3 protein-coding genes are annotated in these 1,785 nt (G+C 47.5%); 2 read left to right on the top strand and 1 reads right to left on the bottom strand.

The genetic code is table 11. The features are described from left to right. The first annotated feature begins 394 nt into the window (after positions 1-394). Positions 395-946 carry an Npun_F5560 family protein gene (locus F6K53_RS39760; protein ID WP_075904048.1) on the top strand — a complete coding sequence of 184 codons (552 nt, stop codon included), beginning with the start codon at positions 395-397 and terminating at the stop codon, positions 944-946. Between the two features lie 11 nt (positions 947-957). On the opposite strand, the gene F6K53_RS39755 is transcribed toward F6K53_RS39760, so the two are convergent. Continuing rightward, on the bottom strand, positions 958-1,242 hold the full coding sequence (locus F6K53_RS39755) for a hypothetical protein (protein ID WP_293085516.1): 285 nt from the start codon (positions 1,240-1,242) through the stop codon (positions 958-960). A gap of 115 nt (positions 1,243-1,357) precedes the next feature. Here F6K53_RS39755 and F6K53_RS39750 point away from each other — a divergent pair. Beyond that, positions 1,358-1,785, top strand: a 428-nt coding sequence (locus tag F6K53_RS39750) for an inactive serine/threonine-protein kinase VRK3 (protein WP_293085514.1), incomplete at its 3' end; no start/stop codon positions are given.

Genomic DNA, 1,785 nt, shown 5'->3' with positions numbered 1-1,785 from the left:
CAAATATTTAACCCTTTTCTGCATAACCTGCTAACTATAAAGGCTCCACTATCTAAGGTTTCGTCTCCGGGGGAACCCCCAAGACCGCGCTGCCTTCCCAAGACCGCGCTGCATCGCTACGGTAAATTCAAGACCTAATTCGACGGGGTATTCTTTTCCCTCTCAAACTCTCCCACTCTGATAAATCAGAATTTAGAATGAAGAATGAAGAATGAAGAATGAAGAATTCTAAACTCTAAACCTGAAGGTGATCTGGGCTAGATGTGCTATGGCATGGTCAATGGCCGGGTTTGGATGGTACATTAGCTGCAACAGTATATTTTGTGATCAGTGATCGACACCCCCGGTTCGCATCTACTATTGAAAATTGTATATTTACTTGGAGTGGTAAGCCATGGTGAGGCAGATTGAAACCCTATCGAGATCAGCTCTGCAAACGGAAGTATCTCACTTACGGGAAGAGTTACAGCTTAGAGACCAGTTAGTGCAGCAGCTGTCTCAAGAACTATTCCGCTTGGTGAAGGGGAATGCTAATTTCAAACCTCCCCAAGAGGTGTCTGAGCGCCATAAGGCTCAGATGGTGGTCTTGCGAGAACAGTTGCACGATGTCGAGCAGCAGGTGGAATTTTATCAACAGCAAATTGCCACCCGTGACACGGAAATTAAGCAATTGCGGGAATCAGTAGAAGAATTAACCGAGCGCTCTCGTCAGTTAGAACAAGTGGTACAAGAGCTACCAAAAATTTATCACCAGAAGTTTTCGGAACGGATGGCACCAGTCAAAGAGAAGGTGACCATGTTACAGCGGGAAAACCGACAACTCCACGCAGAACTCCAGAGTGTCAGTTACCGATTAGCGGTTAGAAGCCGCAATATCACCCGGGTTGATCTACCGAGCTTCAATCGTCAGAATGCTAGTCCAATCCCAACTTTTGGTAGTGTGTAACAGCCTTTGGGTTAGGGGTGCCTCATCTGGAAGGTTGTTCGCGTAGCGTGGCCAAAGGCCAAGGTTGAAGGTTGAAGGTTGAAGGTTGAAGGTGGGTTTGTCGAAGGTTGTTCGCCTTTGGCGTTACCTAAGGGTAGGTTGGTTTGTTGTTCGCGTAGCGTGGCCTTTTGGCCAAGGTTTCTGTATAGCTGACGGCTGACAACTGACGGCTGACAACTGACGGCTGACAGCTGCTGACGGCTGACAGCTGAGGGGTGACTGCTGACGTTTATTGCTTGGTTTGCAACAGTTAACATTGGGGAAAACTTGGGGAAAACTTGGGGAATACTTTCAACAAATCTGTCAACTGGCTAACTTGTCAACTTGCCAACCCTTCGACTTGCCAACCCTTCGACTTGACCACCCCATATCATGAGCTACTGTCTTAATCCTAAATGCCAAAATCCCCAAAATCCCAATCAGGCCAGGTTTTGTGCCTATTGTGGCCATAGATTACGATTAGGCGGACGCTTCCGTGCTCTGAGGCTAATTAGTATTGGTGGTATGGGGCGCACCTTTCTGGGGGTGGATGAGGCAGATGATAGCAAGACTAAGTGTATCATCAAACAGTTATCCTTACAAAATCAAGATACCAACAATGCTCAGAAAGCGGCTGAGTCTTTCCGCCAAGAAGCGACTAGGCTGCAAGTGCTGGGACAACATCCTCAGATTCCGGAACTTCTGGCCTATTTTGAGGCGGATCATCAATTAGGTATCGCAGGAGAACCGGCTCTAGTCCACAAGTATATCGAGGGTGAAAGCTTAGCCACAGAACTGGAAACAGAAGGGACGTTTAGGGA

Source organism: Moorena sp. SIO4A1 (assembly GCF_010672065.1).
In the GTDB taxonomy this organism is placed as follows: domain Bacteria; phylum Cyanobacteriota; class Cyanobacteriia; order Cyanobacteriales; family Coleofasciculaceae; genus Moorena.
This window is presented reverse-complemented; position numbering and strand designations above follow the sequence as displayed.